Source organism: Streptomyces sp. NPDC001315 (assembly GCF_042896175.1).
Classification (GTDB): Bacteria; Actinomycetota; Actinomycetes; order Streptomycetales; family Streptomycetaceae; genus Streptomyces.
In genome coordinates this window covers 97,995-111,343 of sequence record NZ_JBIAWZ010000009.1, presented here as the reverse complement: position 1 = coordinate 111,343, position 13,349 = coordinate 97,995, and the positions used below count along the sequence as shown (strand labels likewise).

Below are 13,349 nucleotides of genomic sequence, written 5' to 3'. Positions count from 1 at the left end.
GTCGGCCCCGCATCGGGAAGCGGCCGGCCGGACTTGCCGCGCTGACGCAGATCGACCGCGTCAAGCGCGTCCATGTGCCTCCTGCGAGTGTCGGGAGAGTGCGTCGATGACCACGGCGGCGAAGAGGACCCCGCCCGTGATCACGAACTGGACCGCGGGCGGAGTGTCCGTGATCGCCATGCCCGAGGCGACCGACTGGATGACCAGCATGCCGAGCACCGCCGACCAGGTCGTACCGCGCCCCCCGAACAGGCTGGTGCCACCGATGACGGCCGCCGCGATGGCATTGACCAACAGCACACCCGAACCCGAACTCTGGCTCACCGAGGTGATGCGCGAAGCCAGGAACAGGCCGCCGACCGCGGCCATGGTGCCCGAGACCGCGAGTACCGCGGTCTGCACCCACGTCACACTGAGGCTGGCACGACGGGCCGCCTCCACACTGCCGCCGAGGGCGTAGACCTGACGCCCGTAGTGCGTGCGACGCAGCACGACGTCGAGGCCGGCCACCACCACAAGGAAGATCAGTAGGGCGAGCGGCAGACCCTGGAACCGGTTGAGCACATACGCGACACCGAAGGCGATCACCGCGATGCACCCCGTGCGCACCGCGATGGCGTGGAGCGAGCGGTGCGGCATGCCCACGGCCCTACGGCGTCGCCGGTCCTGGTCGGACACGAGGAAGACCGCGCCCGCGCTCACCGCCGCCAGTCCGTAGGCGACGACGTCGTGGGTGAAGTAGTAGCTGGTCAGCTTGGCGACGAGGCCGTTCTCGTCAAGGTTGACGGTGCCGCTGTTGCCGAGGATGGAGAGCATGAGGCCGTTCCAGGTGAGCAGCCCCGCGAGCGTGACCACGAACGCCGGCACCCTGGTCCTGGCGATGGAGTAGCCCTGGACGGTTCCCGCCGCGGTGCCCGCGAGCACCGCGACGATGAGGGCGAGCCACTCCGGCACGCCGTTCTTCACGTTCAGCACGGCGAAGACGGCCGCCGCGAGGCCGCTGATCGAACCGACGGACAGGTCGAGCTCGCCGAGCAGCAGCACGAAGACGATGCCGACCGCGATCAGTCCGGTGCCCACGATGTCCACGCTGAGATTGGACAGGTTGCGGGGGGAGAGGAAGTTCTCGTTGAGGGATTGGAAGGTGATCCAGACCACGGCGAGGACGAGGACGACGGGGAGCGAGCCCAGCTCACCGGCGCTCAGCTTGCGCCGGAAGACCTCGACCCCGCGCTCCGCGGCACGGGCGACGACCGGCCCGCGGCGTGGTGGACGGGGTTCGGCGCCTGATCCCGCGCCTTCGGCCCGCGTGGTGTCCGCCGTCCTGCGCATGCCTTTCACCACCCCGCGTCCCGGGAGGCCGGCCGGCGGGGCACGTTCTCCGTGGCGCCGGTGATGGAGGAGATGATCTGCTCCTGGGACGCGGTGTTCACGTCGAAGAAGCCGTTGTTGCGACCGAGCCGCAGCACCGCCGCGCGGTCCGCGAGAGCCTTGACGTCGCCCATGTTGTGGCTGATGAGCAGGACTCCCACGCCGCGGTCCCGCAAGTGGTCGACGAGGTCCAGGACCTCGGTGGTCTGCTCGAATCCCAGGGCCGCGGTCGGTTCGTCCAGCAGAAGGACCCGCGGGTCGCCGAGGAGCGAGCGTGCGATGGCGACCGTCTGCCGCTGACCGCTGGAGAGCGAGGCGACAGGGCCGCGCAGATCGGGGAGGCCCCTGGTCAGGCGCTCCAGCAGATGCCGGGTGCGGCGCTCCATCTCCATCTCGTCGAGGAACCCGAACCTGCGGAGCTCCCGTCCGAGGAACAGGTTCCCGACGACGTCGAGGTTCCCGCACAGCGCGAGGTCCTGGTAGACGGTGGCAATGCCGAGGTCCCGGGCGTCATGGGGGCGCCTGATGTGGACCGTGCGTCCCTCCCACTCGATGAGGCCCTTCTCCGCCGGGGCGACCCCGGAGATCACTTTGACCAGGGTGGACTTGCCGGCCCCGTTGTCCCCCAGGAGAGCGACGACCTGGCCGGAGTGGACCTCCAGCTCGATGTCCCTGAGGACCTCGACGACGCCGAACCGCTTGCACACGCCGTGCAGCGACAGCAAGGGGGGATCCGGCATGGAACCCATCTCCTTCCCTGGGCCCGGACCTGGACGGAACCGGTCTGTCAGGTCAGCCCGGCCCGGTCGCAGGCGGCCCGGAGCTGCGGCGTGCAGATCTGCTGGATCGTGTGCACGCCGTCCTTCACCACGGTGTCCTTGATGTTGTCGACGGTCACGGACACCGGCGTGAGCAGGACGGCCGGAACCGCCTCCCCACCCTGTGTGCGCACCTCGCCCGTGGCCACCCGTTCGAGGTTCTCCCCGCGGGCCGCGGCCACGGCCATGGCGGCGCCCGCGGCGGCCTCGGGTCCGAAGGGCTTGAGAACGGTCATGTACTGGTCGCCGACGACGATGCGCCGCAGGGCTCCGATTTCGGCGTCCTGCCCGGTGACGGGGGGCAGCGGGGCGACCTTGTTCGCCTTGAGGGCGGAGATGCTCCCGGCGGCGAGGCCGTCGTTGGCCGCGTAGACCCCGTCGATGGCGTCGGCGCCGAGGGCGGAGATGGCGGCGGACATGTTCATGTTCGCGATCTCGGCCCGCCACTCGAGGGTGTCGTACTCTTTGCCGATCTTCACTTGCCCCTTGAGTACGGAGAGTGCGCCCTTCTTGAACGACACGGCGTTCGGGTCGCTGGGATCCCCGTTCATCATGACGATCTGGGCGCCGGGCACCTTGTCGCCCATGGCCTTCAGCAGGGCCCTGCCCTGGAGCCGGCCGACCTCCACGCCGTCGAAGGAGACGTAACCCGAGATCGGGCCCTCGGCGAGACGGTCGTAGGCGATGACGGGGATGTCCGCCTGGTGGGCCTTCTTGACCGTGGAACCGAGCGATCTGGCGTCCACGGCGACGAGCACGATGGCGTCGACCCCCTTGGTGATCATCGAGTTCATCTGCTGCTGCTGAATGGCCACTTCGCCCTTGGCGTTGTCGTGCTCGACGGCGCAGGTGTCGCACAGCTCCTTGATCTCCTGCTCGAGCCGGAGTCTGTCCTGCGACTCCCAGCGAGCCGTGGTGGCGTCCGGCAGCAGCAGACCGATGCGCGGCGCGTTCCCCCCGTCGGGGTCGTTCCCGGCGCCCGCCCCACAGGCCGTCAGCACGATGGCCGTGCAGACCGCGGTCACGGTGGCGGCCGTGTCCCGTATGCAGGCCTTCATGTGCGCTACCTCCCTCGTCCTTCCACTCGTGGCCAAGGAGCGCTTCACGGGACGGTTTCGCAGGAGTGTCGGGCAGCTGTCGGCGCCTACCGTCGACGGGAATAAGGCGAATATGTTTGTTTATCCGTATATGCGATTCTGGTGGGTGGGTACCCCGATCTCAACCTGTCGGCACCTGTGGCAGGGACAGGAGGTACGTTGCGGACATGCCCCGATCGGGCTCTGATGTTCGCCGGAGCGACGCTGGCGGCGGTCTATGTGCCCGGGGCCGGGAATGAAGAGCTTCGGTTGGTGGACACGACCGGACGCGCCCCTTCCGAGTCGGGACTGCCGGAGCGCCTGCCGCTGTCCGGTGACTCACCCGCGGCGCAGGCCGTCCGCCTCGACCGGCCTCTGTGGCTGAATCCGGCGGCACTCGCCTCCGCTCCCGAAAGCGGGCGGGGGCCGCAACGAGCGCAGGCCTCGCTCGGCGCGCTGCCCCTAGGGGCGGAGGGCAGACGGCTGGGCTGCCTCGTTGTGGTGGGGGACGCGGTGGACGGCTTCGAGGCCGAGCAACGTCGCTTCCTGGAGCGGTACGCCGATGCGGTCGCCGGAATGCTGCGGCCCGGGGCGGGCCCGCCCGCGCAGTCGTCGCTGCTGGGTCCCGCCCTGCGCAGTATGCGCGTCGGCTCTTTCGTCCTGGTCCCGGACACCGGTCTGGTCGAGGTCGACGAGACACTGCTCGAACTGGTCGGCATCGCACCGGACGACTTCGACGGCAAGGCGGACACCCTGCTCGCGCACACCCTCCCGGAGGACATGCATGCGCTGATGTCCGTCGTGGAGCCGTCCGGCCAGGTGTCCGCCCGGCGGGAGCTGGAGTTCCGGGTCCGCGGCCCCACCGGTGAGATGCGCTGGCTGAGTCTCAGCTGCCGGGTGGAGCCGGGCACCGGCGACCGGCTGGAACAGGTGGCGGGCGTGGTGACGGCGACCTCGGTCCTGCGCCAGAGCGCCGACGACGTCTCCAGGATCCAGTGGCTGACCGCCGCGCTCGACGACGCCACGACAGTCCGTGATGTCGGCCGGGTGGTGGTCGCCGCCCTGCGTGAGCCGCTGGGCGCCGACCGGGTGGCCCTCGCCGCGTTGCAGTACGACCGGCTCGTGGTCACCGTCCTCGACCCGCCGCAGCCCGAGGCATGGCCCGACGCCTGGCGTTCCGAGTGGCGTACGGAGTGGCCCGACGCACCGGTCCGCGCCCTGCCCACCCTGAAGCAGGCCCTGCGGGACGGACGGATGCGTCTGTGGCCGCCCGGCGCCGCCCTCGAATCCGGGCTGGCGGGCGTCGGCCCCGGGGGACTGGCCGTCCTGCCGCTCCCCGCCAGGGGCCGGGTCGCGGGGGCGTGCCTGGTCGGCTGGGATCATCCGCACGAGTTCGTCCCTGAGGAACGGTCCCTGCTGACCGCCACGGCGGCACTCGTCGGACAGGCACTCCAGCGCGCACACGCATACGACGCCGAGCAGGAACTCGCGACGATGCTCCAGCGCAGTCTGCTCCCCCGGCGCCTGCCCGAACTGCCCGGGGGGACGGCCGTCGCCCGCTATCTGCCCGCCAGGCGGGGGTTGCAGGTGGGCGGCGACTGGTACGACGTCATCGCCCTCTCCGAGGAGCGGGTGGCGCTGGTGATCGGGGACGTGCAGGGCCACAGCGCCGGAGCCGCGACGATCATGGGCCAGATGCGCACCGCAGTCAGGGCGTACGCCATGGAAGGCCATCCGCCCGACGTGGTCGTCTCGCACGCCAACCGACTCCTCGTCGGCATGGAGACCGACCTCTTCGCCACCTGCTGCTACGCCGAACTGGACGTGGAGGAGGGCAACACCCTGTTCGTCCGGGCCGGGCACCTCGCGCCGCTGATCCGCCATCCCGACGGCAGTACCGAGGAGGTGGAGATAGAGGGCGGGCCCCCGCTGGGCATTCTCGCGGAGGCGGACTTCCCCATGACCGCGGTCGCACTGGCCCCCGGCACGGTTCTCGCCCTGGTCACCGACGGCCTGGTCGAGGCCGCCGACCTGCCCCTGGACGAGGGGATGCGGCGCACCCGCACCGCGCTCGCCGCCGCCGATCCCGGGGATCCGGGACGCATGGCCGACGAACTGCTCGGCGACGCCGGCCGCCGCGAGGACGACGTAGCACTGTTGCTGCTGCGCTACGACGGCATGAAGACCCGGCCGATCCGGGCCGGCTGGATGGTGTGGCGGCTGCCGGACGCCGTCATGCACGCCCGCCGCTTCACCGCGCGCACCCTGCGCCGCTGGAAGATCGAAGAGGCGGCCGACACAGTGCTGCTGGTCGTGTCCGAACTGGTCACCAACGCGCTGGTGCACACCCAGGGGCCGGTCCAGGTCGACCTGATGCTGCGCGGGGACCGGGTGCGCGTCAGCGTGAGCGACTCCTCGCCGCGCGCGCCCGCCAAGCCGGTGATCGTGAACTGGGAGTCGACCGGCGGCCGGGGCCTGCTGCTGGTCGAGGCCATGTCGGAGGCCTTCGGCACGGTGCCGGTGGCCGGCGGCAAGCAGGTGTGGAGCGAGGTCGCCGTGCCGGTTCCCGAGTCGGCTCACGGGGGCCCGGGACCTCGTCCGGAACGAGGGAGCCTGCCATGAGAACCCATATCCGGCACATCACCGCAGGGCTCGCCGTGGCGGTCCTGACGATCCCCCTTGCCGCCTGCGGTGGAGGCGACGGGGCGGGCACGGACGGCTTCACCGTGGGCCTGCTGCTCCCGAGCCGATCGGTCCCCCGCTGGGAGCACGCGGACAGACCGCTGATCGAGGAGCATCTGAAGAAGCTGTGCCCCCGGTGCACGCTGGAATACGCCAACGCCGAGAACGACGCGATGAGGCAGCAGCAACAGATGGGCTCCATGGTCACCAAGGGGGCCAGGGTCCTGATCCTCGACGCCGCCGACACCAGGGCGCTGCGCTCCTCGATCCAGGACGCGCACCGGGCGGGTGTCCCGGTGATCGCCTACGACCGGCTCGCCGAGGGCCCGATCTCCGGCTACGTCAGTTTCGACGGCGCACAGGTCGGCCGGCTCCAGGGCGAGGCGCTCCTCGAAGGCATGGGCGAGAAGTCGAACTCGGAGAGCGTCGTGATGATGAACGGCGATCCGATGAGCCCCAACGCGGCGTGGTACAGGAAGGGCGCCCTGTCCGTCCTCAAGGGCCGGGTGAAGATCAGCAGGTCGTACGACACTCTGAACTGGAGCACGCAGAACGCCCACGCCAACATGTCCGCCGCCATCGCGGCCCTGGGCCCCGACGGCATCGACGGCGTCCTGGCGGCCAACGACGTCATAGCCGCAGGCGTCATCTCCGCTCTCAAGAGCGCCGGTGTCAGGAAGCTTCCTCCCGTCACCGGCCAGGACGCCGACCTCGACGCCGTACAGCGCATCGTCAAGGGCGAGCAGTACATGACGGTGTACAAACCCTTCACGAAGCAAGCCGCCGCGGTCGCCGCCATGGCCGTCGCCCTGGGACGCGGAGAGGACCCCCGCAACGGCGCCCCGACGACGGTCGACAGCCCCACCACCCGGAACATCCCGTCCGTCCTGCTCACCCCGAGCGCGGTGACGGCCGGCACCATCAGGCAGACCCTTGTCGAGAACGGCATGTACACCATCGACAAGATCTGCACCCGAGAGCTCCGAGCCGCCTGCGCCAAGGCCGGACTCACCCGGTGAGCCACCGGCGAGATGCCGAGAGCGGCGAGGACTCAAGGCTGATACGGCTGCTGTTGCGGTTGCTCGGACAACGCCCCGCCGAACTGCGCCCGTTCGTCGAGGACCGGGTGGCGTCGTACAAGTACCGTCGGCGGATCGTCCGCCTGGGCACCCTGCCGACGAGGCCCAGCGCCGAGATCCTCAAGCGGGAGATCGCTCTTGCCCACTGACCGGCGCCCGTGGGCCAGAGGTCCCGGTGCTCCGGGCTCGTGGTGCTCGATGCCCTCGGCGCTGAGGACCAGCCGCGCTCGTTGAAGACCACGACCGCCATCTCCAGCAGGGAGTCACGGTCATAGGGCGTGTTTCGACGGCCGGCGGGGCTGTGCACACGGGGTCGGTTCACGCGCCCATTGTCGCGAGGAGGGCGATCACCGCCGGCGCAGATCCTTGACCCGGCGGAGCTTGCCGAGGGAGCGCTCCAGGGTCTCCGGGTCGACGATCGCCACCTCGACGGTGACGCCCACTCCGTCCTTGACGCCCTGGGCGATCCCCTTGGCTGCGGCCTCGCGCTGCTCGGTCCCGGCGCCGGGGCGTGCCTCGACCCGTACGGTCATGTGGTCCATCCGGCCGCGCCGCGTCAGCTGCACCTGGAAGTGCGGGGCCACACCGGGTGTCCGGAGCACGATCTCCTCGATCTGGCTGGGGAAGACGTTCACCCCACGCAGGATGATCATGTCGTCGCAGCGGCCGGTGATCTTCTCGATCCGGCGGAAGGCGGGCCGGGCGGTGCCGGGCAGCAGGCGGGTCAGGTCGCGCGTGCGGTAGCGGATGATCGGCAGCGCCTCCTTGGTGAGGGAGGTGAAGACGAGTTCGCCGCTCTCGCCCTCGGCCATGACCTCGTCGGTGATCGGGTCGACGACCTCGGGGTAGAAGTTGTCCTCCCAGACGTGCAGCCCGTCCTTGGTCTCGACGCACTCCTGCGCCACACCGGGACCGATCACCTCGGACAGCCCGTAGATGTCCACGGCGTGGATGTCGAGGCGCTCCTCGATCTCGCGGCGCATCTCCTCCGTCCACGGCTCGGCGCCGAAGATGCCGACCTTCAGGGAGCTGCTGCGCGGGTCGATGCCCTGCTTCTCGAACTCGTCGATCAGGGCCAGCATGTAGGACGGGGTGACCATGATGATCTCGGGTTCGAAGTCCTGGATGAGCTGCACCTGGCGCGCGGTCATACCGCCCGAGGCCGGTATGACGGTGCATCCGGCGCGCTCGGCGCCGTAGTGCATGCCCAGACCGCCGGTGAAGAGGCCGTACCCGAAGGAGTTGTGAAGCTTGTGTCCGGGCCGGCCGCCGGCGGCGCGGATCGAGCGGGCCACCATGTCCGCCCACATCGACAGGTCGTTCTCCGTGTAGCCGACGACCGTGGGGCGTCCGGTGGTGCCGCTGGAGGCGTGAACGCGCCGCACGTCCGCCATGGGCACGGCGAACATGCCGAAGGGGTACGTGTCCCGCAGATCGGCCTTGGTGGTGAAGGGGAACCGGGACAGGTCCTCCAGGGAGCGACAGTCTTCCGGCGTGATCCCTGCCGCGTCGAACTTCTTGCGATACAGCTCCACGTTGTCGTAGGCGTGCCGCAAGGTCTTCCTCAACCGGTCGAGCTGAAGCTCCCGCAACTGCTCGCGGGTCAGGCGCTCGCCGTCGTCGAGCAGCTCTTGAGGGAGCGGCTGGCCCCGTCGCGCTCCGGGGGCCGCAGGGGCCGTCACTCCGCTGCTCATTGCGACTCCTTCGTCTCGGTGCTTCGAACCATGCGACTGCGCCCGCGGAACTCCGCGATCACCTCGTCGCCGCGCACGACGCTCACGTCGTAGATGCCGCTGCGTCCGAACCGGGTGCGTTCCCTCGCCGTCGCGACGAGGACGTCGCCCTCGTACGCCGGAGCGATGAAGTCGATGTCGGCTCCGGCCGCGACGGTCACGGGTCCGTGGCTGTTGCAGGCGCAGGCGAAGGCGGTGTCGGCGAGCAGGAACAGATAGCCGCCATGGGCGATGTCGTGCCCGTTGACCATCACCGGGGTCACGGTCATCCGGAGTACGGCGGTCCCCTCGCCGTGCTCGACCATCTCGATGCCGAGACGCCGGGAGGCCTCGTCCGCGGTGAACATCCGCTCCGTCGGACCCAGGGCCGTATCAGTGGCCTGCGTCACGATTTCCACCACCTTGTGAACCGACCGAACATTCGGTTAGCGTGCGCAAGGCCCAGTAATCCAGCATTACCACTGCCTGTCAAGGGGTGGACCGCATACCCCAGAACACCCCCGGGCGCCCCGACTTCTTCGCTCGTCACCGCACGCTGCTGGAGCAGGCTGGTGGCCACGATCCCCCTGCAAAACGGGTCCACGGTGGTGACGCGGCGAAGAACGTGGAGGCCGCCTTCCGGGACCAGCTCGACCGCCCCATCGGCACCGACTCCACCGAGCGCAGCCGTACGCCAGGTACGCGGCGACACCGAGATCGAACGCTGCTGCGGGTAGCCCCCGGGTCGGGCCTCGGGGCGGTACTGGAACGCGAGGCCGTGACTCAGGGGCAGGGGGTTGCCCAGCCCGGGAGAACCCGTCACACTGTTACCGAACGAATGGTCGGTTGGGAAGCTGGTATCGATGACCACAACGGACTCCGCGGCCTCAGGCCTTCAGGAGCACTTCGACGCGACGATCGCGCGCGACCAGCGGATCGAGCCGCGTGACTGGATGCCGGACGGCTACCGGAAGACGCTGATCCGGCAGATCGCGCAGCACGCGCACTCCGAGATCATCGGCATGCAGCCGGAGGGTGAGTGGATCACGCGTGCGCCGTCGTTGCGCCGCAAGGCGATCCTGTTCGCCAAGGTGCAGGACGAGGCCGGGCACGGGCTGTATCTGTACTCGGCGGCCGAGACGCTGGGTGCCGACCGCGCGGACCTGACGGAGAAGCTGATCGAGGGCCGGCAGAAGTACTCGTCGATCTTCAACTACCCGACGCTGAGCTTCGCCGACGTGGGCGTGATCGGCTGGTTCGTGGACGGTGCGGCGATCTGCAACCAGGTGCCGCTGTGCCGTAGCTCGTACGGGCCGTATGCGCGCGCGATGGTGCGGATCTGCAAGGAGGAGTCCTTCCATCAGCGGCAGGGCTACGAGCTGCTGCTGACGATGATGCGCGGCACCGAAGCCCAGCGGGAGATGGTCCAGGACGCGGTGGACCGCTGGTGGTGGCCGTCCCTGATGATGTTCGGCCCGCCCGACGACGCCTCGCCGAACTCGGCGCAGTCGATGGCCTGGAAGATCAAGCGGCACAGCAACGACGAGCTGCGTCAGCGCTTCGTCGACATGACCGTCCCGCAGGCCGACAAGCTCGGCGTGACGCTGCCCGACCCGGAGCTGCGCTGGAACGAGGAGCGCGGGCGCCACGACTTCGGCACCCCGGACTGGGACGAACTGATGCGCGTGATCAAGGGCGACGGCCCGTGCAATGCCGAGCGGGTCGAACGCCGTAGGACGGCGCACGACGAGGGCGCCTGGGTGCGCGAGGCGGCCACCGCCCACGCGGCCAGGACGAGCAAGCGGGTTCAGGAAGGTGCGACGGCATGACCCAGCAGGAATGGCCCCTGTACGAGGTGTTCGTACGCGGCAAGCGCGGCCTCAACCACGTGCACGTCGGCTCGCTGCACGCCGCCGACGACGCGATGGCCCTCACCCACGCCCGCGACCTCTACACCCGGCGCAACGAGGGCGTCAGCATCTGGGTGGTGCGCTCGGCGCACATCGCCGCCTCCACCCGCGACGAGAAGGACCCGTTCTTCGCCCCCAGCGCCGACAAGGTCTACCGCCATCCGACCTTCTACGACATCCCCGACGACGTCCCGCACATCTGAGGAGCAGGGTATGAGTGACGACCACGTCTACCTGAGCCTCGCCGAGGGACACGAGGACGACGCCCGCTGGGCGTACGGCACCGGCTTCGAGGACCCCCTGCACGGCGTGGACACCGCCGTGCCCGCCGACGTCGACGCCACCGAGCTGGCCGCCTGCTGCCTGGCGCTCGGCGACGACGCCCTGGTGTCCGCCCAGCGGCTCGCCGAGTGGACCACCCGCGCCCCCGAGCTGGAGGAGGAGGTGGCGCTGGCCAACATCGGCCTCGACCTCCTCGGCCAGGCCCGCCTGCTGTACGCACGCTGCGGCCAGGTCGACGGCACCGGGCGCGGCGAGGACACATACGCCTACTTCCGCGACGCCGACGCCTTCCGCAACGTACGACTGGCCGAACTGCCCAATGGAGACTTCGCGTTCTCCATCGTGCGGCTCCTCGTGCTGTCCGCGTGGCGCCTGGCGCTGTTCGAGCGGCTGGCCGCGTCCCCGGATCCGGTGCTCGCGGCGATCGCGGCGAAGGGCGTCAAGGAGCTCGCGTACCACCGGCAGTACGCGGCCGAATGGGCCGTGCGCCTGGGGGACGGCACGGACGAGTCGCACCGCCGGATGACGGCCGCCCTGGCCGATGTCTTCCCCTACCTGGACGAACTGTTCGGGTCCGCTCCCGGGTTCGGTGTCGACCCGGCGGGCGTGCGGGACGAGGTGGCGGCGACGCTCGGCCAGGTACTCGAGGCGGCCGGGCTCGCCCGGCCCGACGTACAGCCGCTGCCCGGCGCCGGCCGCACCGGCGACCGAACCGAGCATCTCGCGCCGCTGCTGGCCGAGTTGCAGAGCGTGGCCCGCGCACACCCGGAGGCGACGTGGTGACCGCGCCGGCCCTGCTCACGGACGCACGGCGGGCCCGGCACATCGCCGAGCAGGTGCCGGATCCGGAGCTGCCCATGCTCACCCTGGCCGACCTCGGTGTGCTGCGCGACATCGAGGTGACCCGGGACGGGACCGTGGTCGCGAGCCTGACGCCGACCTACTCGGGCTGCCCGGCGATGGCCGAGATGCGCGCGGACGTGGCCGCGAGGCTGCGCGACGCCGGGTACGCGCGCGTGGAGATCCGCACCGTTCTCGCCCCGCCGTGGACCAGCGACTGGATCACCCCGGCGGGCCGCCGCAAGCTGGCCGAGCACGGCATCGCCCCGCCGGGCGCCGCACCCCGCCGCGCGGCCGGTCCGGTGCCGCTGGTCCTGTCAGCCACCAGGCGCTCGCTCGCCTGCCCCCGCTGCCGTTCGACGGACACCGAGGAGACCTCCCGGTTCGCCGCCACCTCGTGCAAGGCGCTGTGGCGCTGCCTCGCCTGCCGCGAGCCGTTCGAGTACGTCAAGGAGATCTGATGGGCCCGACCCCGCCCTCCCCGGCCACGGCAGTACGTCCGGGCAGCCGCCGCCGTCCGGCGTTCCACACCCTGCGGGTGGCCGCCGTCCAGTCGCTGTGCGAGGACGCCGCCACCGTCAGCTTCGAGATCCCCGACGAACTCGCGGAGGAGTTCGCGTTCGAGCCCGGCCAGTCGCTCACGCTGCGCCGCGAGAACGACGGCCGCGACGAACGCCGCTCGTACTCCATCTGCTCGCCCGCCGGATCGGTGCCGCGCATCGGCGTACGTGTCGTGCCGGGCGGCCTGTTCTCGTCCTGGCTGGTGCGTGACGTGCGACCCGGCGACACGGTCGAGGTGATGGCGCCCACCGGTGCCTTCACACCCGATCTCACCGAGCCCGGCCACCACGTCCTGATCGCCGCGGGATCCGGCATCACGCCCATGCTGTCCATCGCCGAATCCGTCCTGGCCGCGGACTCCCGCTCGACGGTCACCCTCTTCTACGGCAACCGGCGCACCGGCACCGTGATGTTCGCCGACGAACTGGCGGACCTGAAGGACCTGTACCCGGCGCGCTTCCAGCTCGCCCACGTCCTGTCCCGCGAGCCCCGCGAGGCCGAGGTGCTCTCCGGCCGCCTCGACGCCGACCGGCTCTTCGCCCTCATCGACTCACTCATCGACGTGAAGACCGCCGATCACTGGTGGCTGTGCGGCCCGCACGGCATGGTCCGCGACGCCCGGCAGGTACTGGCAGGCCTCGGCGTATCCGACGACCGCGTCCACCAGGAGCTGTTCTACGCCGACGACGAGCCCGTACGGGAGGTGCACCACGAGGAGGCCGCTGCGGACGGCCCGGTCAGCGAGGTCACCATCACCCTCGACGGCCGCTCCACCACGTCCTCCCTCTCCCGTGGGCGAAGCATCCTCGACGGCGCCCAGCGCAGCCGCCCCGACCTGCCCTTCGCCTGCAAGGGCGGAGTCTGCGGCACCTGCCGCGCCCTGGTCACCGACGGCCACGCCGACATGCGCCGCAACTTCGCCCTCGAACCCGCCGAGGTCGACGCGGGATACGTCCTGACCTGCCAGTCGTACCCGGCGACGGAGAAGCTGACGGTCGACTTCGACTCTTAGCTCGTC

The 13,349-nt window shown here is 70.4% G+C and carries 13 protein-coding genes; 8 read left to right on the top strand and 5 right to left on the bottom strand.

The features are described 5' to 3' along the window. Positions 1-60: 60 nt before the first annotated feature. Genes ACFY16_RS24715 through ACFY16_RS24705 form a run of 3 tightly spaced genes read right to left on the bottom strand, consistent with a single transcriptional unit; the run spans position 61 to position 3,247 of the window. Positions 61-1,332, bottom strand: a complete 1,272-nt coding sequence (locus tag ACFY16_RS24715; RefSeq protein WP_390649348.1) for a sugar ABC transporter permease — start codon at positions 1,330-1,332, stop codon at positions 61-63. Positions 1,333-1,337: 5 nt separating this feature from the next. Continuing rightward, the gene (locus ACFY16_RS24710; RefSeq protein ID WP_390649347.1) at positions 1,338-2,111 is read right to left on the bottom strand and encodes an ATP-binding cassette domain-containing protein; all 774 of its coding nucleotides are present in this window, start codon (positions 2,109-2,111) and stop codon (positions 1,338-1,340) included. A 47-nt stretch (positions 2,112-2,158) separates the two neighbouring features. Next, positions 2,159-3,247, bottom strand: coding sequence for a substrate-binding domain-containing protein (locus ACFY16_RS24705; protein WP_390649346.1), 1,089 nt, complete (start codon positions 3,245-3,247; stop codon positions 2,159-2,161). Between the two features lie 225 nt (positions 3,248-3,472). Here ACFY16_RS24705 and ACFY16_RS24700 point away from each other — a divergent pair, with 225 nt between their 5' ends. From ACFY16_RS24700 to ACFY16_RS24690, 3 genes are read left to right on the top strand one after another with little or no spacing between them, the layout of a single operon-like run. Next, on the top strand, positions 3,473-5,887 hold the full coding sequence (locus ACFY16_RS24700; protein WP_390649345.1) for a SpoIIE family protein phosphatase: 2,415 nt from the start codon (positions 3,473-3,475) through the stop codon (positions 5,885-5,887). Further along, complete coding sequence (locus ACFY16_RS24695) at positions 5,884-6,966, top strand: substrate-binding domain-containing protein (protein ID WP_390649344.1); 1,083 nt, start codon at positions 5,884-5,886, stop codon at positions 6,964-6,966. Before ACFY16_RS24700 ends, ACFY16_RS24695 begins: the two co-directional genes overlap by 4 nt. Next, the gene (locus ACFY16_RS24690; RefSeq protein ID WP_390649343.1) at positions 6,963-7,175 is read left to right on the top strand and encodes a hypothetical protein; all 213 of its coding nucleotides are present in this window, start codon (positions 6,963-6,965) and stop codon (positions 7,173-7,175) included. Before ACFY16_RS24695 ends, ACFY16_RS24690 begins: the two co-directional genes overlap by 4 nt. Before the next feature lie 198 nt (positions 7,176-7,373). Here the strand turns inward: ACFY16_RS24690 and paaK are convergent, their stop codons facing one another. Beyond that, positions 7,374-8,720, bottom strand: coding sequence for a phenylacetate--CoA ligase PaaK (paaK, locus tag ACFY16_RS24685; protein ID WP_390649342.1), 1,347 nt, complete (start codon positions 8,718-8,720; stop codon positions 7,374-7,376). Then, positions 8,717-9,148, bottom strand: a complete 432-nt coding sequence (gene paaI / locus ACFY16_RS24680) for a hydroxyphenylacetyl-CoA thioesterase PaaI (protein ID WP_390649341.1) — start codon at positions 9,146-9,148, stop codon at positions 8,717-8,719. Before paaI ends, paaK begins: the two co-directional genes overlap by 4 nt. A gap of 453 nt (positions 9,149-9,601) precedes the next feature. On the opposite strand from paaI, the gene paaA reads away from it, so the two are divergent. The 5 genes from paaA to paaE are packed head-to-tail and all read left to right on the top strand — an operon-like array spanning position 9,602 to position 13,343. Beyond that, a complete protein-coding gene (paaA, locus tag ACFY16_RS24675; RefSeq protein WP_390649340.1) occupies positions 9,602-10,567 on the top strand; it encodes a 1,2-phenylacetyl-CoA epoxidase subunit PaaA in 966 nt (321 codons plus the stop codon). Beyond that, positions 10,564-10,851, top strand: a complete 288-nt coding sequence (gene paaB, locus ACFY16_RS24670; RefSeq protein ID WP_390649339.1) for a 1,2-phenylacetyl-CoA epoxidase subunit PaaB — start codon at positions 10,564-10,566, stop codon at positions 10,849-10,851. The genes paaA and paaB overlap by 4 nt, the downstream gene beginning before the upstream one ends. Positions 10,852-10,861: 10 nt before the next feature. Beyond that, positions 10,862-11,713: a 1,2-phenylacetyl-CoA epoxidase subunit PaaC gene (paaC, locus tag ACFY16_RS24665; RefSeq protein WP_390649338.1), complete on the top strand. Its 852-nt coding sequence runs from the start codon at positions 10,862-10,864 to the stop codon at positions 11,711-11,713. After that, positions 11,707-12,231: a 1,2-phenylacetyl-CoA epoxidase subunit PaaD gene (gene paaD, locus ACFY16_RS24660; protein ID WP_390649337.1), complete on the top strand. Its 525-nt coding sequence runs from the start codon at positions 11,707-11,709 to the stop codon at positions 12,229-12,231. The genes paaC and paaD overlap by 7 nt, the downstream gene beginning before the upstream one ends. Continuing rightward, entirely contained in the window at positions 12,231-13,343 is a 1,113-nt protein-coding gene (paaE, locus tag ACFY16_RS24655) for a 1,2-phenylacetyl-CoA epoxidase subunit PaaE (protein WP_390649336.1), read from the top strand. Before paaD ends, paaE begins: the two co-directional genes overlap by 1 nt. The last annotated feature ends 6 nt before the right edge of the window (positions 13,344-13,349 follow it).